This is a genomic window from Engelhardtia mirabilis (assembly GCF_007748095.1).
GTDB lineage: Bacteria > Planctomycetota > UBA1135 > UBA1135.
Genome location: NZ_CP036287.1, coordinates 6412269 through 6437528, shown reverse-complemented (window position 1 = coordinate 6437528; position 25260 = coordinate 6412269). Strand labels below are relative to the sequence as shown.

Genomic DNA, 25260 nt, shown 5'->3' with positions numbered 1-25260 from the left:
CTTGCCGGTCCTACGGCACCAGCTCGACCTGCAGCGCGTTCGAGATCGCGAAGCCCCCGGGGAGGGTGGCGTCTGCGGCGACGGCCTGGAGGTAGAGGGTGGCCGGCACTCCGCCGAGCACCAGGGGCAGGTGCAGCTCGCCCGTGGCGTCCGCCTGGAAGGGCAGCAGCAGGGCGTCGGGACCGAGGACGATCGTGCCGCCCAACAGCGGCGCCGGCTGGAACAGGAACGAGACCCCGACGGCCAGCGGCGCGCCGGGCGCGGCGCCCACGAGCTCCAGCTCAGCGGTACCGACCCCGTCCAGGGGGCTGCCGCACAGGGTCGCCGCGAGGCTCCCCGGGCCGCCGAAGCCCAGGTCGGCCTGGCAGACCGGGCCCTGGCCCGGCAGCACGTCGATGCCCGGCACCAGGTCCGACGAGCTGTTCTGGTTCCGGAGGTCGAAGGCGACCACCCGCAGCCGCACGTCGTCCAGACCCTGGGTCGGCGGCAGGGTCCAGGTGTAGCTGGTCTGGGTCGGCGGCAGGTCGCGGGCGAAGGTGCGCCAGCGCTTGCCCCCGTCGGTGGACGCCTGGAGGTTGAAGGCCCGCAGGCCCTCGTCGTCGGAGGCGAGCCAGGTGATCGTCACGTCGGAGCCGCCCACCCAGGCCTGGCCGCTGGCCGGGGAGGTGAGCGTCACCGTCGGCGGCGCGTCCGCGATCAGGGCGTCGGGGCGCACCGAGAAGTAGTCGCCGAACATCCACTTCTGCCGGTTGGTGGTGCTCTTCTTGACGATCCCGAAGCGGGCGCGGTCGGTGCTCGTGATCGGCAGGTCGCACCACAGCTCGGTCGAGCCCAGGGGGATCCAGGTCTCGGTCGCGTCCATGATCACCCACAGCTCCGGGTCGCCCTCGATGATCCCCGGCGTGGTGTAGGCCCAGCCGGGCGCGTCGATGCGCACGCCCGGGGCGAAGGACTCGCCGGCGTGGTCGGGCGAGACGACGCCCTCGGTGGGCTCGTCGGCGTTGTCGAGGATCACCAGGCCGACCGAGTCCATCGTCCGCTGACCTGCGTCGTCGACGGCCTCGACGATGAAGTAGGGCGAGGAGTTGAACAGCCCCACGTCGGGCGCGACGTAGTCGTAGGTCGTCTGGTCGCCGGGCAGCACGTCGATCAGGGACCAGGTGCTGGGGTGCTGGCTGATCGGGGAGTAGTAGATGCGGTGCTCGGCCACCTGGTGGTCGTCGAAGGACTCCCATTCGATGAAGACGTGGTCGCCCGGGTCGAGGGTCAGGCCGTTGATCTGGGCCTTGCCCTGGTGGCCGACCAGACGGATCACCGGCGGCAGGTCGGGCGCGGCGGGCGGAGCCGTGAGGAACGGGAGCACGTCGACGTCGTCCGCCCCCGACCCCTCCACGCTGTCGCCCGCACCGCCGGGGTTGTCGGGCTGCTGCGGACCGCTGGCGTCACCCCACCAGATCCACTCCATCACGTCCGAAGAGGGGTCCTCCGCGACCATCCCGACGACGTTGCCGGCCACGACGTTGGGGCTGTCGGGGCTCGAGAAGTTGGCGCCGCCGGCGTTGGTCGTCTTGACGCCGATCTGGTTGCCCTCGACCGTCGTGGAGCGCGCGACGAGGACCCCGCCGGAGGTCGCGATCATGCCGATCTCGCAGCCGCGCACGATGGTGTTCCAGACCCACAGGTTCGACTGCACGGTCTGGATGCCGAAGTCCGCGTCCTCGACGACGAGGTTCGCGAGGACCCGCGCCGAGACGTAGAGGCCGCCCCAGGTGCTGGTGGGGTCGAGGGCGCCGAAGGTGATCGGCTGGGTCGGCGTGCCCTGCGCGCGGCCAGGGCTGAGCTTCGTGCCCGGCCCGGAGAGCACCGTCGTACCCGGCTCGATGACCATGCCGCCCATCGAGACCGTGGCGTGCCACGGGAGCCCGAGATTCGGCCAGTAGCCGCCGCCGAGCGCGTAGACCGCGTTCACGTCGTTGCCGGCCTGCGGCACGTTCGCGTCGAAGTGCAGGCCCGCGGCGGCGATGGGGTAGTCGCAGCCCAGGATCGTCACGTCCGGCCCCAACCCGCAGGCGTAGCCGGTCAGGACCACCCCGGCCCCGGCTGCGTCGAGCACGGTCAGGCCGTCCACGTAGACGCCGTCGGGCGACGCCAGGCGCAGGCCGTCGGTGGGCGAGTCGTGGACGGTGACCCCGTCGGCGTACACGTAGCCGCCGCACCAGATCAGGCCGCGGTCGCAGGTCACGTCCTGGAGGAAGGTCTGCGCCTGGGGTAGGTACATCGCAGTGCCGACCCCGTCGTCGAGGACCAGGACGTCCTGGAGCAGCACTACCGGCAGGACGTGGTCGTAGGCGGTCGGGCCGTCGTCGTCCTGGCTCAGTTGCCCGGCGTCTCGCGTGTCGAGGGTCGAGTGGCGCAGGACGAGCCTGGAGCCCACCTCGCTCATGGCGATCGGCAGGTCGAGCACCGCGCCCTCGAGCTCGACCTCGCCCGCGATGGTCATGGCGTAGGGCGCGAGCTTGTCGGAGTGGAGCGAGATCGGCGCGGCACCGGCGGCGAAGCCCTCCAGGCGCCCCTCGACGATCAGGCTGTGGTCGCCGAGCTCGATGTGGACCCCGGGCTCGACCGCGACGGTCGCTCCGGCGGGGATCACGATCTCGGTGCAGAGCTCGTAGGGCGACCCCGAGGCGGGCCAGACCGTGGTCTGGCCGACGACGGGGGTCGGCGGGGCGTTGCACGGAGGAGCCGTGGCGGGCCCCACGTGCAACTCGTCGACGGCGACGAAGGAGACGGCGCTGCAGCTCGACACGGACCAGCCGCACTCGGCCGGCACGTGGAAGCGCAGGGCCAGCCGGCCGGGGCCGGGCACCTCGGCCTCGAAGGCGCTCCAGGCCTGGGTGGGGATCGGGTCGATCGCCGCGAGGAGCGTCGTGAAGTCGCCCACGTCGGTGGCGGAGGTCCCGGTGCCGATCCCGCCGGTGGGCGAGTAGCGGACCTCGATGCGCGTGTCGTTCTGCGGGGCCGGGTTCTCGCGGGCCCACAGGGTGATCGCATCACCGGCGGTCTGGCCGGGCACCTGCGGGAGGATCGCCCAGGTGCTGATGGGGCCGCCGTTGAAGGTGTCGGTCGCCTTGCCGTTGGCCGCCAGGTAGTGGTCGCCCGCCTGGGGATCGAAGGTCCAGACGAAGCTCTCCAGGACCGGCCCGTTGAACCAGGCGTTGCCCACCACGGGCTCGCTCTGGTTGCGGAAGGTCCAGCCCTTGGCGATCAGGTCCGGCGGTCCCGGCGCGCCGAAGTTGGGCCCGGAGTGCTCGAAGGGCTCGTGGAAGTCCGCCTGACCGAAGGCGGCGGGGGCCAGCGAGAGGAGGACGGCGACGGGGAGGGCAGGGATCTTCATGGTAAGTGGGTTGGGGACGACGGGTCGCTCCGATGCGCCGGCAACTCGCGTTCCACCTGCCCTTGGCAGCGCCGTGGCCCCCGCTGGCCCCGCTGGCGTCCAGAACCTGGATCCAGTCCGGGATCGAGAGCCGCAATGCGGAGTCGCAGACCTTGCAGCTCCGTTCCGGCGGGCTACGGCCCGGCGTCCAAGGCCGCGCGCACGATGGCGCCCCGCTCGGCCGTCGACTCGGCCTCGCCGAAGCGCTCGGCGAGCGCCGCGCGCGTCTGACCGCGCAGCGCTTCGTGGCGACGGCGGTACACGGCGTGATCGGCCTCGCGTTCCTCGGAGGAGCGCGGGTCCCAGACCCTGACGGTCTCGTCCCCCGACGTCGAGACCAGGCGCGTGCCGTCCGGCGTCCAGGCCAGCGAGAAGACGTGGTCGTCGTGGGCGGGAAAGGCGTACAGCTCGATCAGGAGCTCGCCGTCGAAGGGCCGGATGCGGCCATCATCGCCACCGACCGCGAAGAGGCGCCCGTCGGGCGACCAGGCCGAGGGTGATCGCCACGAAGGCCGTGGCCCCACCGACCACGAGTCCCTTGTGGCGTCGAGTGAGCTTGCGCGCGAGGTAGAGGCGGCCGGGCGGGTGTGCAGCCGCGGCCGGTCGATCGATGTCGTCCGTGAGCGCGACACGGGCCCGGCAGGTCCTGACGGCCTCGACGCGCGCGATGGCCTCCGCGGTGTTGCCGTCCGTGCGGGTCAACTTCCATGCCGAGTCCGCGCGGCCGGTCACCTCCGAATTGCGTGCCGCGCCGCCTCCCGCCGCGCTGCCGCGAACCGCGTTCGGTGCCCAGGGCAGCGCCGCGCGAACGTGGATCGTCGCCCGAGCCGAGGCTCAGCGCAGGTCGACGTCGGCTGGCCGGGCGATCCGGATGGACGCCTGCGCCACTCCGCTCTGGTCGAGGTACCCGACGGTGGCGTAGGCGTCGAGCCCCACGATCGGCAGTCGTGAGACGGGGTCGTAGCTGATCCCGCGCACGCTGGGTTGCGGGCAACCGGCGATCTGGCACCACAGGGCCGCATCCCCGCTGGCCAAGTCGATGGTGTAGACCCGCGCCTCAACCGACGGAGAGTTCTGGGCCACCCAGAGGGTGCCGCTGGCCTGGTCGCAGTGGATCGCGGAGGGATTCGAGGTGGGCGAGAAGGGCAGGCCCGGGATGAGCGCGGGGAGCTTGGCGAGGGCGCCGTCCGGGGCGATGAGCCAGACGCCCAGGTCGTCCAGGGGACCGCCGGTGAAGTGCAGGCTGCCGTCGGGACCCGCGTCCATGTCGCGGACGGCCATGGCGGGGCCAAGCGTCACCTGCTGGTTGGCAAAGCCGGCGGCCGGGTCGATGCGGATCAGCTTGGTCGCGTCGTCGGTCAACTGCAGGACGTTGATCGGGCCATCTGGGGTGATCGCCATGCCCATCAGGGTGGTGTCGTAGCCACCGGCGACCGTCGTCGATGCCCCGTCGGGCGTTGCGAGCAGGGCCCGGTGGGTGCGCGTCCAGTGGTTCGACCGCAGGGCGTAGAGGTTCATCGAACCTCTGTCGAAGGCGAGCTCGCGCAGGCCGTTCAGCGCTCGTTGGGCGCGACCAAGGTGGTGAGCGATCCGTCGTCGGCCACGCCGTAGATGGCGTCGTTGCCCGCGCTGGCCGACGACGGCGAGCTGAGCACGTAGCCCTCGGAAGGGTACGGGCTGACCTGGGCAGCCGCCGCGGAGGCGAGGCACAGGGCCATCAGAGCCGGGGCAAGGGGGCGCGGGAGACCGGGAATGTGTTCGCGCATGGAACCGGAGCCTCGAGGGTCGGGGTGGCTGGGGAAGGTGAGGCAAGCGCGGCAAGGGGGACGCGCCATGGGCGCGGTCCTCCTCCCGAGTTCAGTTCGGCGTGGGTTCCGGCCGGAAGTCGAAGTCCTCCAATCGGGGGCCCTCGGAGAGCAGGAAGTAGAAGGCGTGCCACTCCTCCCCGGCCGCGACGCGCACGGCGTACTCGCCGCCCTCGAGGGGGGCCAGCAGGTCGGGGCGCAGGGGACCCAGCTCGCCGCGCAGCTGAGTCAGCCGTTCGACGAACTCGGCGTTGGGGGCCCCGCGGCGAGCGCCCGCGGAGCGCCGCTGCTCGGCGAAGCGCGCGGCCTGCGCGCCGCCCTGGTCGACCGCGGCGAAGAACTCGGAGAGCAGCTCACCGGCGCCGTCCGAGGGGAAGCCGTGGCTGACGTCGATCCAATCGGGCCGGGGCAGCGGCGCTTCGAGGTTCGCCGCGATCGTCGCGTCGACCCACTTGGCGACACTCGAGACCCGCACGTAGAGGTCGCGACCCCCGTAGCCGTTGGGCGGGTCGTCCAGGCCCGCGAAGCTGACTCCGGCGAGGGCCGGGCCGGCCTCCGTCTCGACGTACAGCGACCCGCCACTGTCCCCGGGCGCGCCGATGCCCTCGAGCTCGGTGGCGCCATCGCCGGGCGCGTCGAAGTCGATCAGCAGATGGCCCAGCTCGATGCGCTCGACCCGGTTGGTGACCGCGCGGCGCTGGCCGTCGAAGGGCCGGATCTCGCCGTTCGCCGCACCGAAGTCGCCGAAGCCGACTACGAAGACCGCTTGGCCGACCTCGTCCGTGGCGCGGTAGAGGGGCGCCGGGCGCAGGTCCTCGACCGGCCGGCCGAGTTGAAGCAGGGCCAGGTCGATCGCCCGGGCGGGGTGCTCTTCATCGACGGAGTCCGGGTGGAAGACGCGGCGCACGACCGGGTAGTCGACCCCGCCCACCGTCACGAGGGGAGTGAAGGGGGAGAGCCCGTGCGCGACATGGGCGGCGGTCAGGACCCAGCGCTCGGCGACCAAGGTCCCCGAGTCCCCCGGTCCACAGCGCACGGTGGCGTCGAAGCGGCGGCCGAGCTCGAGGGCCGCGCTCGGGTCGCGATCGTGGCGGAAGAAGACGGGCCAGGGCGCGGGGGCGGTCCAGAGGTGCGGGAGGAGCAGGAGCGTCGTGAGGGTCATCGCAGGTCCATGGGAAGGGGGGAACGCTTCCGAGAGGGGACCCTACGGGGCTCGATCCCGCCTGTTGTCTCTTTCTGTAGAAAGCGCCAGCGTTACAGTAAGGCCATGGCCAAGACCCCCGAGCCCGTTCGCCTGAGCGGTGTCGATCAACTCCGTGCCGCGCGCAGCCCGGTCGCCCACCAGGTGATCTCCGTGATGGAGCGCCTGCGTCGGGCCAGTGTGGCCGAGCTGGCCGAGCACACCGCGGTCCCCGCCGGCTCGCTCTACTACCACGTCCGCAGGCTGGTCGGGGCCGGGGCGCTGCGCGCGTGCGAGCGCCGCTCGACCGGCGGGCGTGACGAGGTCGTGTACGAGCTCACCGGCAGCGAGGTCGTGCTCGAGGCCGACCCCGGGGACGCCGAGGCCACCGAAGAGTTCCGCCGCACCCTGCGCACGCGCTTCCGCGCCCTCGAGCGCGGCTACCTCGGAGCATTGGAGCAACCGGGCACCGTCCGCCGCGGCCGCGGCCGCAACCTCTCGCTCCACCAACACCAAGCTCGTCTCTCCACAGCGGATCGCGACGAACTCCAACGCCGCATCGCCGACCTCGAGGCCTTCCTGATCGAGCGCGACGACCCCCGGCGCCAGGACTTCGTGCAGGTCACCGTCGCCGTGCACCCGGTCGCCAGCGGCTGACGTCGATACCAGCAGTGCGGCACCGCATTGCTGCGTTCGGTTGCTCTGGGCGTCGCCGCTCGAACGTGGGCCGTCGTCCCCGCGGGCCCCATGGGAGTGGAACCGCCGACGGTCCGCGCAACACCGACCTCGCCCTCGGTATCCCCATGCAGCCACCCGCCTGTGACGCTCGCCGTCGCGATGTTCTCTCGCCTTTCCGTGACCTCGTCCTGACCTCGCCGAGCGGCGTCTGCGCCCGGATCGCTACGCCCGGTGAGCGCGAGCAACTGCAGGCGCTCGACATCGAGCTGCAGCGCAGCGACGGCAACTGGGGTCTGCTCGATCCTGACCCCTACCTCGACCACTACGGCGGGGACAACGTGGAGTTCATCGTCGCCCGGCAGCCTGGAATCGATGGGCCGGTCGGGTTCCTGCGCCTGCGGCTCCACTACCGGATCGACGGCTTCTCGTCGCTCTACGAAGACGTGGTTGGCCTACCGCGTCCGGCCGAGACCATCGACGTGGGCGGCTACACCGGCCCGCGCGGAACTGATCGGGCCGTGGTGCACGGCACCATGTGGGCGATCCTGGCGCGGATCGTCGAGGAGCTCGGCGTCGAGGTCGTCTACTCCCAATGCCGCGGTTGGGCGGTCGAGCGCTTCCGGCACTTCGGCTTCACCGCCTGCTCTTCACCCTTCTTCGTGCAGGGTTGGAGCGGCTGGTGGCGTGCAATCGCGATCGACCGTCGTCGACCCGAGGTCGGAGGATTGGAAGGTCTGGAACCGATCGTCGAGATCCTCGCCCGTCGCGGCGCCGACCAGGACTTCCTGACCGAGATCCTGCGCCACTGCGATAGGGCGTAGCACCAACAGTACGGAGTCGCACACTTCGTCGGTGCCGTCTTGTCAGTGCTCAACGCAGGTCGACGTCCGAAGGCCAGGGGAGTCGGACCGAGGCCTGGGATGTCCCGCCTTGATCGAAGTAGCCCACGGTTGTGTAGGACATGAGTCCGACGAGCGGCAGCTGCGCTACGGGGTCGAAGGTGACCCCGCGCATGCCGGGTTGTGGATAGCCGGCGATCTTGCACCAGAGCTCGACGTCGCCGCTGGCCAGGTCGAGGGTGTAGATCGACCCCTCTGCTCCGGGAGCGGCCTGGGTGACCCACAGCTTGCCGCTGGCTTGGTCGAAGTGGATCCCGCCCGGGCTGGAGAGGGGCGAGAAGGTCGTGCCCTTCGAGAAGGCCGGGAGCTTGGAGAGGGAGTCGTCCGGGCCGATGCGCCAGACCCCGATGTCGTTCAGGGGTCCACCCGTGAAGTAGAGGCTGCCGTCCGGTCCGGCGTCGACGTCGCGGATCGACATGGGGGGGCCGAGTGTGACCTGCTGGTCGGCGAAGTTGTTGGCGGGATCGATGCGGATCAGCGTCGACGTGTTGGTGCCGGTCTGCAGGACGTTCAGGCGCCCGTCGGGTGTGATGGCCATCGTCGCCAGCACGTAGCCATAGCCTCCGGCGACGGGCGTCAGGGTCCCGTCAGGCGCTACGTGCAGGACCCGGTGAGTGCGCGTCCAGGCGTTCGACTGCAGGGCGTAGAGATTCATCGCTCCCTGGTCGAAGACGAGCTCACGCAAGCCGTTCAGGCGCTCGTTGGGCGCCACCAGGGTGCTGATCGACCCGTCTGGGGCGAGCCTGAAGATCGCGTCGTCGCCGGCGCTGCCCGAGGAAGGCGCGCTGAGCACGTAGGCCCCGGCCGGATAGGGGCTGACCTGGGCCGTGGCGGCAGAAGCGAGGCCCAGGACCACCAAGGTCGGCGCGATGGAGAGCGGGAGTCGGTCGAGCATGGGGAATGCGACTTGGAGGCAGAGGGACGTGGTCCCGGTTGCGGGGTGCAATGGAGAGCGGGCGCGGGCGCGCCCACCAGCACCGGTGCCAGCCGGGAGGGTGAGGGTTTCACCAGTTGGCGCGATTCGGGGCCGCTCCACCGCCGGTCATCGCCGGGCGTCGAGCGCGGCGCGCAGGATCGCGCCGCGCTCGTCGACCGACATCGCCTCGCCGAAGCGGGCGGTGAGCTGCGCGCTGTCCTCGCCGCGCAGCGCCTCGTAGCGGCGGCGGTAGCCGGCGTGGTCGGCCTCGCGCGCCTCCGGAGTGCGCGGGTCCCAGACGCGCACGGTCGCGTCCCCGGAGGTCGAGACGAGGCGGGTGCCGTCGGGCGTCCAGGCGAGCGAGAAGACGTAGTCGTCGTGGGCCGGGAAGGAGTAGAGCTCGATCAAGAGCTCGCCGTCGAACAGCCGGATACGCCCGTCCTCGCCCGCCGTCGCGAACAGGCGTCCGTCGGGAGCCCAGGCGGCGGCATAGGCCTGCCCGCGGGTGCGGTAGAGCTCGTCGGGGGACGTCGCGTCGGCGACCCGGATGGCGCGCGCCGCCGCGATCGCGACGCGCCCGCCGTCCGGGGACAGGGCCAGACCCTCCTCCGAGTTGCCGGGCGGGGCCGTGTGCCAGCGCTCCCCGTCCGGGATCCGCAGGCCCGCCGCCTGCTGGACGGCCAGGCCGCGTCCGTCGGCGAGTCGCGCCGCCTTGCGACCAAGGCGCTTCGGTGGGCCGGGACCGAGCCGCTCGAGCAGGTCGTCCAAGAGCGCCAGGTGAGGGTTCAGCGAGGCCCCGTCGACGGCCGCGCGGACCTCGACCTCGCCGGTCAACAGGTCCCAGCACCGCAACTCGGCGCCGTACCCGGACTGCGGTGCCGAGAACCACAGCCGCCGCCCGTCGTCGTCGAAGGCGATCAGGTTGGATCGACGTCGAAACTCGTGGGCGCCGTCCTCTCCGATCAGGCGCGTGGCGACGGTCTCGAGGCTGTGGAGGTCCCAGATCGCGAGGCGCCCGTCCGAAACGGACAGGGAGGCGGCCAGGCGCCCGTCGGGTGACAGGGCCAGGTGGTACACGAACGAGTCGTGACCGCGGAAGGTGTTCGCGCGCGGGTCGCGGTCGGTGCCCAGGTCCGCGGGGTCGACCGGTGGGCGATCGAGGTCGAGCACGAACCCGATCACGTCGTCGGCGCCGACGATCGCCCGCCGGCCGTCGGGCGAGAGGTGCACGCGGTGGCTGGCACCGGCCAGGAGCTCGACCGGACCGGACCAGACCTCCACCTCGCGCTCCAGGTCCCAGATCTCGACTCGCGCGCCCGGGCCCTGGGCCAGGAGCCGTTCGTCGGCGGAGAGCTCGAACAGATCGAAGGGGCGGTTGCGGATGTGCTCCCAGCGCCGAACGACCTCGCGGCGCTCGAGGTCGACTTCGACCAGTCGATCCTCGACGTCCGAGGACAAGAGGGCGCGCCCGCCGCGCCGCGATGCGAAGTAGGTCCCGGCGGACGGGCGCAGCCCGTCCACTTCGCCCAGGAGGGTCCCGGTGTCGAGCTCGTGGACCCTCAGTCGGCCGTCGTCCGCGCGCATGGCGATGAACCGACTGCCGGCGATGGGGATCGGGAGCCAATCCTCTCGGCCGTCCACGTCGATTCCCAGCGAAGCGCCCTCGCCACGGTCGACGACGATGGTCTGCCCGTCCTCGCTCCGGTAGGCGGTGACCAGGCGCCCGTCGGCGTCCAGCGTGGCAGACGGGGCGTGGCGGGGGGCGCCGCCCGAGAAGGGGCTCGGCCGCCGCTCCCGCACGGCGCCGGTCCGCGCGTCGACCGTGACGATCGAGCCGAAGGGGGCCAGCGGCCGGCAGAGTACGAGATGCCCGGGCAGCACGGTCGCGCTGGCGAGGGGCTCCGAGGGCAGCAGCCGACCGACCTCGGTCCAGTCGGCCACCGCGAGGATCCGCGCGCCGCCGCCCATGCGGGCCGGCACGACGATGCGCTCGTCGTCGAGCCAGCGGGCGCCGGCGCTGGACACGTCCGCGGGCAGCATGTTCGGCATCACGCGGGCCAGGAAGGCGTCGTCCCAGCCCCCGCCTCGGTGGTCGGCGACGGCGTAGAGCTGGGCCGCGGCCCACAGCTCGCCGTCGTCGAGGTGGTCCTGGACCGCCCGGTAGAGATGACCGATGGCGGCGCGCTCGCCGCGCCGCGCACGCTCCGCGCTCGCGTCCGCGAGCTCGCGCTGCTCGCGCTCGCCGGCGAGCGACACGAGCGACGCGACCAGTCCCAGGGTGATGGCGACGAAGGCCGTGGCGGCTCCGGCCACCAGGCCCTTGTGCCGGCGGGTGAACTTGCGGGCCAGGTAGAGGCGGCTCGGCGGGTGGGCGACGATCGGGCGGTGCTCGAGGAAGGCCCGCAGGTCGGCGGCGAGCGCCGCGGCCGAGGCGTAGCGTCGGGCGGGATCGGTCTCGAGTGCCTTGCCGACGATCGTCTCGACGTCGCCGGCGAGGTTCGGTTCGAGCAGGCCCAGGCGCGGCGGCTCCCGCTCGGTCAGCACGCGCATGGCGGCGGTCAACGCGAGGCCGCCCAGCTCGTGCGGGGGCCGGCCGGCGAGCAGCTCGTAGGCCAGGGCGCCGAGGGCATAGACGTCCGAGCGCGGCGTGACGGCGTCCGGGTCGCCGCTGAGCTGCTCCGGTGCCATGTAGGCGAGGGTTCCCAGGATCTCGCCGTTCAGGGTGTCCAAGGAGGTCAGTGCGGTGGAGCTGTCGCTCAGCCGCGCGACGCCGAAGTCGAGCACGACCGGCGAGCCGTCGCCGCGCACGAGCACGTTGTCGGGCTTCAGGTCCCGGTGGATGACGCCGTTGTCGTGGGCGTGCTGCACCGCCTCGAGGACTGAGATCAGGAGCGTCAGGCGGGCGCGGAGCGGCAGATGGGCGCGGGTGGCGAAGGTCGTGATGGGCACACCTTCGATGAACTCCATGGCGAAGTAGGGCCGTGCGGCCCCACGGTGCTCGAAGGTGCCTGCCTGGTAGATCCGCGCGATGCCGGCGTGCTCTAGCCGTCCAAGGACCTCGGCCTCGCGCCGAAACCGACGCAAGCGGCGGTCCGAGTCGTGCACCGGGCGGTTGACCTTGAGCGCCACGCGTCGGCGCGGCGCGTCCTGCTCGGCCTCGTAGACCACGCCCATGCCGCCCTCGCCGATGCGGCGCAGGATGCGGTAGGGGCCGATGCGGTCCCGCGTCGAGCCCAGCGGGTCGTCCACGTCGACGTAGTCGAGGTCGCCCTCGAGCAGGTGTCCCAGGGCCGCGCGGTTGGAGTCGAGCGCCCGGTCGCGCAGGATCCCCTCGTCGTCATCGTGGTCCAGGAGGCGCTCGACCGCCGCGCGCAGGGCCCCGTCGTCGCCGCAGGAGCGGTCCAAGAAGGCCCGGCGTTCGTCGTCGGCCACCTCCAGCGCCGCCTCGAACACCTCGCCGGCGCGGCGGTGCAGCTCGCGATCGTCGGTCACGGGCGCCTCAGGACTCCGTGCTCAACTCCGCCTGCAGCCAGGCGCGGGCGATCCGCCACTGGGCGTCGACCGTGCGCGGCGGAATGCCCAGCGCGCGCGAGATCTCCGGCACGGTCATGCCGCCGAAGGCCCGCAGCTCCGCGATCCGGACCTGGCGTTCGTCGAGCTTCTCGAGCCGGCTCAGGGCCTCGGCCAGCTCGACCGCCGGAACGACCGAGTCCGGCGCTCCGCTACCCAGGTTCAGGCTGATCCGGTTCCAGCCGCCCCCGCGCTTAGCGGCGCCGCGCTCGCGCGCGTGGTCGACCAGGATCTGTCGCATGGCCCGCGCGGCCAGGCACAGGAAGTGCTCCTGGTCGAAGTCGCGATCGGGCTCGGCCCGCACGAGCTTCACGTAGGCCTCGTGGACCAGCGCGGTCGGCTGCAGGGTCGACCGGCCGGGGGAGTCGACGAAGCGCCGGGCGATGTCGCGCAGGCGCTCGTAGACCAGGGGCAGCAGCTCGTTGACCTTGCCCGGCGGCTGGGCTTCGACCAGCGCTCGGTCCACCGAGAGCGAGGGGCGTCGGCGCTCGGAGGGGGCCGGGGCTGTGTCGGGTCGATCCATGGAAGTTGCATCCGAAAGGTAACCCATCCCAGGGGGTTACGGCTGCGAGCGGTGCCGGTGGGGAGTTTCGCGCAGGTGCCTTGCGCGATCGGGGGGCGCTTTCCGTGTCTGCACCGAGCCTCGCCCTTCAGCCGAGGTCCGACGCTTCCCCCGGCCCGATCGAAGGCACCGATGCGAACCCTCCTGTCTCCCCTGAGCGTCCTGCTGGCGGCGGCGCCCGCCCTGGCGCAGTCCGGTGCCTCGGGCTCCGAGAACCACATCGCGCCCGCTCGCGAGCTGCTCGGCGCGGCGGGATCGAGTCAGAGCGCGGCCTACCGCGCCGAGGCCGCCCTGGCGTCCTTCTCGGGCGGGGAGGTCGCCTCCTCGTCCAACTACGCCTTCCTCGGCAGCACCGCCTGGGTCGACTCCAGCTTCGCGCCGCCCGGGCCCGCGGTCTTCGGAGTCCTCTCGGGCGGCGGAACCAAGGACGGTGGGCAGCTCGAGACGGTCGTGGGCAGCGGCTTCCTGGGCGCCGGGCCCCTGACCGCCAGCATGGACGGACTGCCCGCGAGCTCGCTCACCGTGCTGAGCGACACCCGCCTGACGCTGGTCACGCCCACCGGTGTCGACGCCCTCGGCAACCCGCGCGCGATCGTCGACGTGACGGTCTCGAACGGCGTCGACAGCTCGACCGCCGAGGGCGCCTATCGCTATGAGCCCGCGCTCGTGGCGCCCGCGGCGCTGACGCTCGGCAATCCCTACCAGATCGCCTTCTACGGAGCGCCGGGAAGCCTGATCGGCCTCTACATCGGCCTGCCCCTGGCCGGCTTCGCCCTGCCGCTCGCCGGCATCGACGGCGCCTTCGACCTGGTCGCGCTGTTCTTCAGCCCGACGCCGACGGTGTTCCTCGGTGCCGGCCCGCAGGTCTGGACCTTCCCGCTCCCGAACGACCCCAACCTGGCCGGTAAGGCCTTCCAGTGGCAGGGCTTCGAGATCGATTCGTTCGCGCCGCTCGGCGGCTCCTTCACCAACCGCCTCGTCACCCCGCTGGGCAACTGAGCTCGCTCCCCCCTCCCATCGATCCTCGCCATGCAACCCCTCTACCTCGGGCTCTCCGCCCTGCTCTGCGGCCTCGCTCTCCCCGTCGCGCCCGCTCTGACTCCTGTCTCCGCCGCGGGTGATCCGCCGGCGCTGCTCCAGTTCCAAGGCCGCCTGCTCGACGGCACCGGAAGCGAAGTCAACGACCCGGCCCTCGACGTGACGTTCGCCCTGTACACCCTTCCCGCCGGCGGCGCGCCCCTGTGGAGCGAGACCCAGACCCTGGCCGTCGCCGACGGTCTGCTCAGCGCCCTGGTCGGCAGCTCGACTTCCTTCCCGACCGCGCTGTTCGAGGACCACGCGACGCTGTTCCTCGGCGTGACCTACGGCGCCGACTCGGAGTCCGTCCCGCGCCAGCGCCTGGCGAGCACGCCCTACGCGCTGTACGCCGGCGTCGCGAGCCAAGCCGTCAACGTCGACGGCAAGGACATCACGCCCAACTCGATCGCCGTGAACGGCCTGCCGGTCGTCGATCCGACCGGGAACTGGGTCGGCCCGAGCAGCGGGCTCGTGGGGCCGGAGGGACCGGCCGGTCCGGAAGGGCCGGTTGGTCCGGAAGGCCCGGTCGGACCGGTCGGCCCGGAGGGACCCACCGGACCCGAAGGGCCCGCCGGCGCTGAGGGGCCGGTAGGTCCCGAGGGCCCGCAGGGCCCCCAGGGAGCCTCGCCCTTCGGCCTCAACGGCTCCACGGCCGTCTACACCGCCGGCGCCGTCGGCATCGGAACGACGACGCCGGGCTCGACGCTCGAGGTCAGGAGGACCACAGGCATTCCCGTGTTCGTGACCAGCGAGTCGCCCGGAATCCTGATGCAGACCGCCGACGCAGCGTCGAAGTGGGCGATCTACATGCACGCCGTCGAGAAGGACCTCTACTTCCGCGACTTCGTCGCCGGGGTCAACCGAATGGTGATCGACCGAGCAACCGGTCGGGTCGGGATCAACACGGACGATCCCCAGGCGACCCTGCACGTCGAAGGCAGCGGGCGCTTCGATACGGTCACGGCCGACAGCATCGACGTCGCCGATCCGCTCGAGAACTCCTCCATCTTCAACCTCTCCGTCCCGGGCTACCTTGCCGCGACCGACGGATCCGTCAGCAACCTGACCGCAGGCACGGCCCTCCTCGGCGCCACCACCATGGTGCAAGACGCGACTGTGGCGGGGCAGATGGATGTGGCGGGGCAGATGACCGTGGCGGGGCGAGTGAGCGTCGGATCGACCGACGCACCCCAGGGTGGTCTGAGCGTGACCGGGCAGAACACGACGATCACACCGACGGTGCAGGGCGTCCACATGGGTCGCGAAGCCAGCCCCTACGGAGCCGAGACCGAGATCGAGATCGTCGGCGGCATCGGGGGGAACGCCCAGATCGCCTTCAGCCACGAGCTCGGCTCGAAGAAGGCTCGCCTCTGGTACGTGGGGCTCGGCAACGAGCTGCGCGTCGATGGCGCGGTGGACAAATTCAGCGTGCCGGTGCTCGAGATTCGCGGCGGCGCGGACATCGTCGAGGGCTTCGACTCCAGCGAGCGGCTCGAGCCGGGCACGGTGGTCGTGATCGACACGCAGAACCCCGGCGAGCTGGTCGCGAGCGGCGAGGCCTACGACCGCCGGGTGGCGGGCATCGTCTCCGGCGCGAACGGCGTCAACCCGGGCCTGCACCTGGGTCAGGACGGCGTCCTGGACGGGGAGTTCGCCGTCGCCATGAGTGGCCGCGTGTGGGTCAAGGCCTCGACCGAGAACGGACCGATCCTCGCCGGTGACCGCCTGACGACGGCCGCGCTGGCCGGTCACGCCATGAAGGCCACCGACTCGGGCCGCTGGGACGGCGCGGTGATCGGCAAGGCCATGACGAACCTCGAAGAGGGCGCCGGCCTCGTGCTGGTGCTGGTCAACCTCCAGTGAGGGCGTCGACGATGAGGCGCTCTCCCAAGCTCCTGCGCGCCGCGCTCGGTGCGCTCCTGCTGGGCACCACGCCGGTCCTGGCCGCCCAGGGGCCCGTGGCCCACGACGTTGTCGCCCAGATCGAAGCCCTGGACTCGCAGCCGACTCCGATGGCCTTCTGGAGGGGCGCGATGCCGCTGCCGGGTCCTCTCCTCGACAACAAGGCGTCGCACTTCCAGGGGATCGCCCGACATCCCGACCCCGCGGCGCGTGTGCTCTACGTCAGCGCCTCGTCGGGTTCCGGCGGGACGCCGACACTCGCAGCGGTAAAGATCCAGTCGGCCGACCTCCTCGGATCGTCGCGCCTTCGCAGCAATCGACTCGTGAGCGGTGTGAACGTCGTCGTCAGCCCGCCCTTCGGCGGCGACGAGGTCGTCTGGTGGAAAGAGGTCGACCACTTTCATCCTGGCGGCATGCAGGCTGCCGGAGACTATCTGGCGGTGCCGTACACGGGTGGCTACGTCGAGATCTACGACATCTCGAACCCGATCGCGCCTCAGCTCGTGGACCTGAACACCTCGGTGGCCGGGCAGCAGAATCTCGTGATGCCCTCAGGGGGGAACAACGTCGGCGCAGTCGGCTTCATCCAACGCGCCGACGGCAGCTACCTCCTCATGGCGGCGGTGGAATTCGGAGCGCTCTACTGGTTCGAGACCATCGGTGATGACATCACTACCCTCGCACACGTCCGGACGAACAGTGCTCCTCACGACTGGCCTCATCCCGCGTCGGACTACTGCTCGGGGAGCATGGTCGGTGGACAGTGCACCGGCGATCTGGATCCACCGACTGTGGATCCATGGGCTGCACTCTTCTGGCCACCCTGGGTCACGAACGCGACGATCATCGTCGAGGCGAAGAACTTCTGGACTTCGCTCTTCGGAGATTTCCTGAGCGACAACGACCTCTTCGGATCCTTCAACAACTACGCGTTGCTCCAGGATGCCGGCGGGATCTACCTGGCCGGGATGTGGAACAACACCAACCTCGCGCCGGTGTTGAGGGGAACGGACATCCTGGCGGTGTATTACGTGGACTCGGAACCGGCCGGCCCGGGCGTAGCGGCGACCTATCTTCTCGAGCTGGCCTCGGCAGCAGGGTTCCAATCGGCGGCCGACGACGTGGAGGCGACTCTCAACGTCTTGAACGATCAGGACGCGTACTGCGGCAACTTCAACGCCGGATCGACCGTCTGGGTCAGCCCCGAGGGGGAGCTACTCGTCTATACGGTCGAGCACTACGCCGTCGGTGTCTACAACTACAACGCCGCGACCACTCCGCTGACCCAGCAGGACTACGTTGCCTTCGGCGAATACCACAATCCGCGCGACCCGTTCCTTCCGGCCACGAACGAGACGGCCCACGTCGTGCTGTACTCGGAGCCGAACTTCGGGGGGTATCGGGTCGAGTGGACCTTCGCCGATCACCTCTTCGAGGATTGGGCCCACTTCTCGACCCTGCCCGGACCCTGTGGGGGGTTCTTCGGGACCGTCTGCGACTTCTCCAACGTGGTCCAGAGCTTCAGTTGGAAGCTGCCTCCGGGCATGGTGGTGGAGCTCTACGAGGACGAGTCGTGGTCCGGAGGGAAGATGATCCTGTCCAACAGCGGCAGCGCGCCGGTCATGCAGGGCACGGACCTCGACCCCTTCTGGAAGAACGTCGCGAGCCTCGAGATCGCCGCGCAGCCGCTCCCCGAGAAGTGGATCCTGCACGGCTACACGGACCCGTCCGACGCGAGACAAGTGCTGTCGTTCCCCGCGACGACGCCGCTGTCGCTCGGGACGTCCTGGTCGCCCATCGCGCTCAAGCTGGAGTCGGGCACCTACAAGGGTGGCGTCAGCGGTCAGTCCACTCCCCTGGTCCTCGACTTTCCGACGCTGATCCAGGCCCTGGACGGGGCGACGATCCTCACACGGTGAGGGCTGCACTCCGGTGAGTTCGACGACCAGGTACGGCAGGTACGGTGCCGCACACCAACCGGTTGGTCGACCAGCAGGTCGGTGCGCGGCACCGAATGGGTGCGCCCGTCAGCTACATCATCGTGGGCAACGGTGACGACGACGAGGTCCGGCCCGGGCAGCCCGCTCCGCCGGCGATCGAAGTGCCCGCCGGGCTCATGAACAACGACACGTCCGCAGGCGTCGTGGTCGTCAAGTAGGGCGAGGCGGCCTCCCCGCCTCCCCGCTCCTCTTCTCGCTGCACCGGATCACGGACATGAACTCCACCCGTCTCCTCCCGCCGGCCTTCGGCGGGCTGCTGCTGCTCGCCTCGGGCGCCTGGGCTCAGGTCTACCAGCTATCGCGCGCCGAAGCGGTCCGCCGCGACGTGCCCGGACTCGAGCCGAGATTGGATTGGATCCTCGACGAGCCCCCGGTCTACGACAGGCAGTCGTTTCGGGTGATCGAGCCGGGCATCTACGACCCCGAGACTGCCTTTGTCCGCTTCCTTCCCGGCGCGTCGACGGCGGCGCGCGAGGCGGCCCACGCGATGGCGGGGATCGGCGACGTCCTGTGGGCCTCGCGCCTGGTTCCCGACCTGTACCTCGTGCGCGTCGATCGCTACGCCGTGGAGCAGACGATCGAGCGCTACCTGGACCACCCGGAAACCCTCTACGCGCAGCCCAACTATCGGGCACGGCGGGATCTCGACTCCAACGACCCCTCCTTCGTCGACTACACACTCTGGGGCATGCAGGACCGGTACGACTACGCCGGAGGGTCGAATGCCGAGTTCGCCTGGGACGAGCACCGGGGCAGCGCGGGGATCACGATCGCGGTGGTCGACTCCGGATTCGAGTACGACCATGAGGACCTGGCGGCGAACCACTGGACGAATCCGGCGGAGGTGGCGGACAACGGCATCGACGACGACGGCAATGGCTACGTCGACGACGTGGACGGCTGGGACTTCAGCGACATGTCCCAATGCGTCGACTGGACCGGCGCCGTCACGGCATGTTGGGGCTCGGCTCCCGGCGACAACGACCCGAGTCCGGGCTGCTCCGACCACGGTACCCACGTCGCTGGCACGATCGGTGCGAAGGGCAACAACTCCCTCGGCGTCGTCGGCGTCAACTGGCAGTGCGGCCTGATGGCCCTGAAGTGCCAGGATCCGGACGACTGTGACAAGCTGGTCAACACGGTGCTGGCCTTCGACTACGCGGTGGCCAATGGCGCCCGGGTGTCGAATCACAGCTACGGCAGGAGCAGCTTCAGCCAGGTCGAGCACGACGAGGTCCTCGCCTCGCAGGCCTTTGGGCACGTCTTCGTCGCGTCGGCGGGCAACGTGGGGAACGACAACGACGTCACACCCCACTACCCCGACGGCATCGACCTCGCGAACATCATCTCCGTGGCAGCGATCGAGAGCGACGGGGACATCGCGACCGCAGGGCTCTTCGGTGGCTTCGACTCGAGCTTCGGCGCGACGACGGTCGACATCGGCGCTCCGGGGTACCAGGTCTACAGCACGATCACCGGCGGCACCTACGGCTACGCGAGCGGGACTTCCATGGCGGCCCCGCACGTCGCGGGTGCGGTAGGGCTGATCATGTCGCGCTATCCGGAGCTCGAGTGGTGGCGGGTGAAGGGCCGCATCATGAATGCCGCCCGCCCACAGCCGACCCTGGCCGGCAAGACGGTGACCGGCGGCATCCTCGACGTGCACCGCGCCCTCGGAGTGTGGGCCGCTCCGACGCTGGGGACGCTCGTCTACGGCGCGGCCGCCAGCCCCTGGTCGATGAGCTCCAGCTCGACGGACGGGCTGCCCAAGGCCGTCGCCGAGACGCCCGAGGATGGCGTGCTCAACCTCTGGGCGGGCAGCGCGAGCCTCGAAGCGGTCACCGCGAGTGGCCTGGGCAACCGGATGCTGACGGTTCGAGCCCACGGTGGCCCGGTGCTACTCGGGACACCCTGAGTACCCATTCGCACCCACATCCGTTTGCCCGCAATACGGTGCCCCACCGGATTGCCGTATTGCTACTCCCCCGCGGTGCCGTCGCGCTCGAGCTCCTTGCGGAGCCACGCCCTCGCCATGCGCCAGTCGCGCTCGACCGTGCGTTCGGTGACGCCCATGGCTTCGGCGACCTCGGCGTTGGAGAGCCCGGCGAAGAAGCGTTGCTCGACGATCTGGGCCTTGCGCGGGTCCCTCTCGGCGAGGCGCGTCAGGGCTTCGTCCAGGGCCAGGATGTCGAGCGAATCGGACCCGGCCAGCTCCGCGGGCGCGTCGACCAGGGTCACCCGGTCGCGATCGCCGCCGCGCTTCTTGGCGCCCACGGCCTCGGCGTGGTGCACCAGGATCCGCCGCATCGCGGTCGCGGCGATGGCCAGGAAGTGGGCCCGGTTCTGCCAGTCCCGCGAGCGCTGGTCGACCAGCTTGAACCAGGCCTCGTGGACCAGGGCGGTGGGCTGCAGGGTGTGGTTGGCGCGCTCCTTGCGGAGCTGGCCCGCGGCCATGCGGCGCAGCTCGTCGTAGAGCGCCGGCAGCAGCTCGCCCAGGGCCTCGTCGCCGCCGCCGCGGACGCGTTCGAGGAGCTGGGTGACCTGTTCGGAGGTGAGCTGGGAGGCCATGGGGGCGTGGGGCGGGCGGGGGCCAGGGAATCGTAGCTCGGACAGCGGCTTCCAACGCGCCGGTGGGGGGCTGGCGAACAGCCCGGGGCCTCGGCGGCGACCGAATGGGCGGCTATCGAGGCCCAGGAGTCCCCCAGGAGCCCCGGGGGAGCGCCCGGCATCGCGCGGGCAATCGGGTCAGCGGCGCGAGGAATCGCGCGAAAGCGTGTCGGGCGCGGCGGGGCCCTGCGGCGTGGAGCGGTGGGCCCTGAGGCGGCCCCACACCGATCAACGCCCGCCTTCCGGGCGATCCACCTACCTCCAACCGACCCAGCACCCCCTCGAAGCCATGTCACGCCATCGCTCGCATCCCTTCGTCTTCCAGCGCCGCGGCCTCGCCGCGAGCGTGCTGCTCGCCGCTCCGGTCCTCCTGACCGCGCCCCTGGCCCTCGCCGCCCAGGAGAACGAGGGGGCCAGCGCCAGCCTCGACGCCCTGCCGGCCGTTCCGCGCCTGGTCGTCGACGGCGTCCTGCCCTCAGGTCCCGTCGAGGCACCCCAGGCGGGCATCGACCGCGGCCTGCCGCGGATCGAGCCGGCGCACTTCGCCGACGACCTGCCCCTGCCCCAGCGGGCCGTCTACGCCCCGGGTGACCTGGCCGACGAGCTGGTGGCCGAGGGCTCCGGTGATCCCTTCTTCCTCGGCTTCAGCGCCGGCCCCTACCGGCCGCCGGCGGGCGAGCGCGTCGACCCGGCCCTCGTCGACCGGATCTTCTCCGGCTCCACCGACGGGCGGCCCGAGCCGGTCACCTACGCCTACGTGATGCTGAACAAGCGCGTGAACGCCGCACGCATGGCCGAGCTCGAAGCCGCCGGCGCGCGGGTGATCGCCTTCCGCCCGCACCAGGCCTTCTCGGTCGCCCTGACCGACGCCGCCCTGGCGCAGCTCACCGACCACCCCGCCGTGCACTGGCTCGGCTTCGCGCGCCCCTGGCAGAAGCTGCACCCGGCCCTGGCCGAGTCGCTGCAGAACGTCGCGCCGGGTGAGCGCGTGCCGATGATCGTTTCGGTCTTCGACGACGACCGCGGCGCCGAGGCCGTGGTCCAGGCCGTCGCGGCCACGGAGGTCGCCGGCCCGGACGTGCGTCGCACGGAGCAGGCTCGCGGCCAGCGCTGGACGTCGAACGGCTGGCAACAGGCCGAGCTCCAGGCCCTCGGCCTCGAGGTTGTCGAGTACCTGCCGAACATCCGCGCCTTCCGCGTCCAGGCCAGCCCCGAGGACGCCCTGGCCCTGGTCGAGCGCGACTTCGTCGAGTTCGTCGAGCCCGAGCTGCCCAGCCTGCCGATGCACGACGACTCGATGCCGATGCTCGGCGCCGACTACGTGCGCGCCACCTACGACGGCGATTGGAGCGGCGAGGCCATCGCCGGCGAGATCGACTCCGGCGTCGACATCGCCCACTCGGCCCTGAACCACGCCTGGTACCTGGGCTGGAGCCTGACGGGCCAGAGCGCCTGGAGCGACACCTGCCCCCACGGCTCGCACGTGGCGGGCACGATCATCGGTTCGCCGAGCGCGCCCCTGGGCGAGCTCTCCGGCGCCGCGCCGGGCCTGGGCGACACCCTGAACCGCGCCTTCCGCAACGTGAAGTTCATGGAGAAGAACCCGAACCCCGGCAACAACTGCATCGGCGTCGGCGGCTCGTCGCTCGAGCAGCGCTTCTCGCTCATGCGCGACGACTGGAGCGACGGCCAGACCACCGCGCCGCCGCCCCACGTGATCAACAACTCCTGGGGCACGGGCGCCACCAACGGCGGCTGGATCGGCTCCGAGGCCAACAGCCGCGAGGTGGACGAAGAGGTCTGGAACGAGAACCAGGTCTACGTCTTCGCGGCCGGCAACTCAGGTCCAGGCGCCTCGACCCTGGGTCAGGAGGCCTCGGCCAAGAACGCGATCACGGTCGGCAACGTCGTGCCCTACCAGTCGCTCAGCTCCGGCGCGCCCGGCAGCCTGTGGCTGGGCGGCAGCGCGTCCAGCATCGGCCCGACCGGCGACAACCGCTGGAAGCCGAACCTGGTCGCCCCGGGCACCAGCATCGTCTCGGTGACTGCGAACACCGGCAACGGCTTCAACGCCGGCACCGGCACCTCGATGGCCTCGCCCCACGTGACAGGCGTGGTCGCGCAGCTCGTCGACCACCACGCCTTCCTGCGCTACCGGCCCGAGCGCGTGGCCTCGCTGGTCATGGCCACGGCCCTGACCAAGGCCGACGCAACCCTCTCGAGCCCGAGCGCGTCGCACCTGGACACCTACGGCGCCGGGCGCATCGACGCCTACCGCGCCAACTACACCGACAGCCAGCACGGTTGGTTGAACTGGGGCTTCGGCCTGGGTTCGTCCGACCAGGCCTGGGACGAGTTCACCGTCTCCGATTCGGTCGAGCGCGTGGTCGTCGTGATGCACTACATCGAGCCCGCGTCCGGCGGCGGCGCCTCCCAGGCGTTGGTCAACGACTTCGACCTGGTGCTCGACTACGCGCCCTTCTCGGCCCCCATCGACCAGGGCGACTACCTGGCCCAGCAGTCCTCGATCAACAACACCGAGATCCGCGCCGTCAACAACCCCACGCCGGGCACCTGGCGTTGGAAGGTGCACCCGGTGTCGGCCTCGACCAACGTCAAGATGAGCGTCACCGTGCATTTCATCTACGGCGACACCACGCCCTCGGGCAGCCTCGCGGTGGGCGCCGACGACGTCTTCGTCAAGCCCGGTGAGGACGTGGTCGTGACCGCCACCGTCGGCAATACGGAGCACGTGGCCTCGGCGGTCCTGCTCAACGTCACCGGCACCGAGGGCGCGAACCTCCTGGCCGCCACGACCGAGCTGCTCGACGGGCAGTTGGCCGACCTGACCGACAACCCGAACAACAACGGGGGGTGGCAGGCAACCGTGGGCAACGTGCGCCACGGCTGGACCCGCGAGGTCGATTGGACCGTCGATTGGGCCTCGGAGGGCGTCAAGACCTTCAGCGTCGACGCGGACAGCGACAATGGCATGAACCGCAGCGCGAGCGTGGACGTGACCGTGGACGGCACCGGGCCCGGCATCCCCGTCAACCTGCAGTCCTCGAGCCACTTCACGAACCAGTGGTACTCGCAGGACGACGTGCACTTCGTCTGGAACCACGCGCCGGACAACCTCTCGGGCATTGCCGGCTACGGCGTCTTCGTCTCGCACGGTACCGGAGCCCCGGGGCCGACCATGGACCTGGGCGCGACGACCCTGACTTCCGAGGTCATGGCGACTTCGAGCCAGGGCTGGTACTTCAGCCTGCGCGCTGTCGACAAGAGCGGCAACTGGTCCGCCAGCCACGCCACCGCCGGTCCCTACTTCATCGACACGGTCGATCCGGCGACGGTCACGGGTCTGGTCTCCACCAGCCACCTGACCGGGACCTGGACCAACGACGCGGAGATCGACGTGCAGTGGATCCCGGCCACCGACGCCCACTCCGGTGTCGCGGGTTACGGGGTGTTCTGGAGCAACGGTGGGCCCAACGCGCCCTCCAACGTCCAGGACCTGGGCGCGGTCACCAGCACCTCGGAGACCTTCGGGTCCTCGAGCATCGAGCGCTGGTTCAACATCCGCACCGTGGACGAGGCGGGCAACTGGGACGCCGAGTACACGAGCGCCGGGCCGTTCCTGGTCGACGTCACGCCGCCGACGGTGGGCGCGCCGACCTTCTGGAACGAGGTCAGCCAGATCACGAGCACGACCAGCACCAGCGTGATCGTCTCGATCGGCGCCAGCGACCTGCACTCGGGTCTGTCGCAGATGCGGCTTCGCAACGAGGGCGGGAGCTTCGGCCCCTGGGTGCCCTATGCACCGACGACGAACTGGAACCTGACCTCCTACGGCGGCTCGACGGCCACCGGCACCAAGCACGTCGACGTCCAGGTCCGCGACCTGGCCGGCAACGTGAACACGTCGGCCCTGGGCTCGATCTACTACTACCGCCCCGCGACGACCTTCGGTTCGGCCTGCGCCGGCAGCCTGGGCGCACCGGGCGTCTACACCAAGCAGATCGCGGCCCCCGGCGTCGACCTCAGCGTGGTGGTCAACAACACCGACGCCGTGGTGCGCCGCCTGATGCTCGGCTTCTCTGCCAAGCAGTGGTCCGGCTTCGAGCTGCCCCTCAGCCTCGCCCCCTGGGGCTCTCCCGGCTGCGAGCTGCTCGTGAGCCAGGACCTCGAGCTCTACAACGGCCCCGGCTCGGTCGCGGTCATCAAGGTCCCCGACAACCAGGCCCTGGTCGGGACGACCGTCTACCTGCAGTGGCAGCTCTACGGTGACTCGAGCGGCCTCCCGGTGATCACCACCGAGGGCCTCGAGGTCTACATCAACGGCAACTGAGCCCTGTCGGCCGGGCCGCGCGCGAGGGCGCGCACGGCTGGGCCTCGTCGACCGGCTCGCGCGAGTGCGCGCCGGCCGCAATGCGGGCGGCTTCCGACCACGGTCGGGAGCCGCCCGCGACCCGTTCGGGGACGCTCCGCGGTCACGTCGGCGGCGATCGGTAACCGGCCTCGGGTGACGGGTTATCCTCTCCCGCGCGCGTCGCCGAGCCCCCGTCGGCGGTTCGAGAACCGGTCGTCCCCCCGATTCGCACCGGAGCGCCTCTACCGTCCCGCCCACC

Annotated in this window: 17 protein-coding genes; 8 read left to right on the top strand and 9 right to left on the bottom strand. The window is 71.0% G+C overall.

The genetic code is table 11. From position 1 onward, the window contains the following. Positions 1-10: 10 nt before the first annotated feature. From Pla133_RS23715 to Pla133_RS23695, 5 genes are all read right to left on the bottom strand, one after another. Positions 11-3394 carry a choice-of-anchor J domain-containing protein gene (locus tag Pla133_RS23715; protein WP_145069969.1) on the bottom strand — a complete coding sequence of 1128 codons (3384 nt, stop codon included), beginning with the start codon at positions 3392-3394 and terminating at the stop codon, positions 11-13. A 173-nt stretch (positions 3395-3567) separates the two neighbouring features. Beyond that, complete coding sequence (locus Pla133_RS23710; RefSeq protein ID WP_419191899.1) at positions 3568-3957, bottom strand: WD40 repeat domain-containing protein; 390 nt, start codon at positions 3955-3957, stop codon at positions 3568-3570. A gap of 310 nt (positions 3958-4267) precedes the next feature. After that, positions 4268-4951, bottom strand: a complete 684-nt coding sequence (locus Pla133_RS23705) for an NHL repeat-containing protein (protein ID WP_145069965.1) — start codon at positions 4949-4951, stop codon at positions 4268-4270. A gap of 35 nt (positions 4952-4986) precedes the next feature. After that, complete coding sequence (locus Pla133_RS23700) at positions 4987-5199, bottom strand: hypothetical protein (protein ID WP_145069963.1); 213 nt, start codon at positions 5197-5199, stop codon at positions 4987-4989. A gap of 91 nt (positions 5200-5290) precedes the next feature. Then, positions 5291-6400 (bottom strand): S1 family peptidase, encoded by a 1110-nt coding sequence (locus tag Pla133_RS23695; protein ID WP_145069961.1) that lies wholly within the window; start codon positions 6398-6400, stop codon positions 5291-5293. A gap of 105 nt (positions 6401-6505) precedes the next feature. Here Pla133_RS23695 and Pla133_RS23690 point away from each other — a divergent pair, with 105 nt between their 5' ends. Both Pla133_RS23690 and Pla133_RS23685 read left to right on the top strand, forming a co-directional pair. After that, the gene (locus Pla133_RS23690; RefSeq protein WP_145069958.1) at positions 6506-7075 is read left to right on the top strand and encodes a helix-turn-helix domain-containing protein; all 570 of its coding nucleotides are present in this window, start codon (positions 6506-6508) and stop codon (positions 7073-7075) included. Between the two features lie 146 nt (positions 7076-7221). After that, on the top strand, positions 7222-7917 hold the full coding sequence (locus Pla133_RS23685; RefSeq protein ID WP_145069956.1) for a hypothetical protein: 696 nt from the start codon (positions 7222-7224) through the stop codon (positions 7915-7917). 49 nt (positions 7918-7966) lie between these two features. Here Pla133_RS23685 and Pla133_RS23680 read toward each other — a convergent pair whose 3' ends face one another. From Pla133_RS23680 to Pla133_RS23670, 3 genes are all read right to left on the bottom strand, one after another. Then, positions 7967-8890 carry an NHL repeat-containing protein gene (locus Pla133_RS23680; RefSeq protein ID WP_145069954.1) on the bottom strand — a complete coding sequence of 308 codons (924 nt, stop codon included), beginning with the start codon at positions 8888-8890 and terminating at the stop codon, positions 7967-7969. A gap of 147 nt (positions 8891-9037) precedes the next feature. Beyond that, positions 9038-12403 (bottom strand): serine/threonine-protein kinase, encoded by a 3366-nt coding sequence (locus Pla133_RS23675; RefSeq protein WP_145069952.1) that lies wholly within the window; start codon positions 12401-12403, stop codon positions 9038-9040. 7 nt (positions 12404-12410) lie between these two features. Then, entirely contained in the window at positions 12411-13004 is a 594-nt protein-coding gene (locus Pla133_RS23670) for an ECF-type sigma factor (RefSeq protein ID WP_145069950.1), read from the bottom strand. Between the two features lie 171 nt (positions 13005-13175). On the opposite strand from Pla133_RS23670, the gene Pla133_RS23665 reads away from it, so the two are divergent. From Pla133_RS23665 to Pla133_RS23640, 5 genes are read left to right on the top strand one after another with little or no spacing between them, the layout of a single operon-like run. Continuing rightward, a complete protein-coding gene (locus Pla133_RS23665; protein WP_145069948.1) occupies positions 13176-14042 on the top strand; it encodes a hypothetical protein in 867 nt (288 codons plus the stop codon). Positions 14043-14072: 30 nt separating this feature from the next. Beyond that, on the top strand, positions 14073-15983 hold the full coding sequence (locus Pla133_RS26710; protein ID WP_419191898.1) for a hypothetical protein: 1911 nt from the start codon (positions 14073-14075) through the stop codon (positions 15981-15983). Between the two features lie 11 nt (positions 15984-15994). Further along, entirely contained in the window at positions 15995-17941 is a 1947-nt protein-coding gene (locus tag Pla133_RS23650) for an LVIVD repeat-containing protein (RefSeq protein WP_145069945.1), read from the top strand. 44 nt (positions 17942-17985) lie between these two features. Then, on the top strand, positions 17986-18180 hold the full coding sequence (locus Pla133_RS23645) for a hypothetical protein (protein ID WP_145069942.1): 195 nt from the start codon (positions 17986-17988) through the stop codon (positions 18178-18180). 56 nt (positions 18181-18236) lie between these two features. After that, positions 18237-19937 (top strand): S8 family peptidase, encoded by a 1701-nt coding sequence (locus Pla133_RS23640; RefSeq protein ID WP_145069940.1) that lies wholly within the window; start codon positions 18237-18239, stop codon positions 19935-19937. A 62-nt stretch (positions 19938-19999) separates the two neighbouring features. Here the strand turns inward: Pla133_RS23640 and Pla133_RS23635 are convergent, their stop codons facing one another. Continuing rightward, positions 20000-20590, bottom strand: a complete 591-nt coding sequence (locus Pla133_RS23635) for a sigma-70 family RNA polymerase sigma factor (RefSeq protein ID WP_145069937.1) — start codon at positions 20588-20590, stop codon at positions 20000-20002. Positions 20591-20918: 328 nt separating this feature from the next. Between Pla133_RS23635 and Pla133_RS23630 the strand changes: the two genes are divergently transcribed. Continuing rightward, on the top strand, positions 20919-24980 hold the full coding sequence (locus Pla133_RS23630) for a S8 family serine peptidase (RefSeq protein ID WP_145069935.1): 4062 nt from the start codon (positions 20919-20921) through the stop codon (positions 24978-24980). Positions 24981-25260 lie beyond the last annotated feature (280 nt).